Here is a 321-nt window from a genome sequence, read left to right as displayed (position 1 = left end):
TCAAAACGGTGCTCCAATTGCACCCTTACTTGTCAGGAGACGTAACTTTTTTCGGCGAACCCCTTAAAAAAGTAAAAACGCGGATTGGTTACGTTCCACAGCGAGGCTCAGTTGATTGGGATTTTCCGACAAACGCTCTAGATGTTGTGCTGATGGGTCTGTATGGCCGGATTGGCTGGCTGAAATGGCCGCAAAAAAAACATCGGGAACAAGCAATGCAAGCACTTGAAAAAGTCGGGATGACTGAGTACGCAAATCGGCAAATTAGCCAGCTATCTGGCGGGCAGCAGCAACGTGTGTTTTTAGCGCGTGCCCTCGTAC

The 321-nt window shown here is 48.9% G+C and carries 1 protein-coding gene; it reads left to right on the top strand.

What is annotated here, in order from left to right:
- Positions 1–321, top strand: a 321-nt coding sequence (locus tag CHH91_RS18160; protein ID WP_141234203.1) for a metal ABC transporter ATP-binding protein, incomplete at both ends; no start/stop codon positions are given.

Source organism: Virgibacillus sp. 7505 (assembly GCF_002272135.1).
Taxonomy (GTDB): Bacteria; Bacillota; Bacilli; order Bacillales; family Amphibacillaceae; genus Terribacillus.
This window is presented reverse-complemented; position numbering and strand designations above follow the sequence as displayed.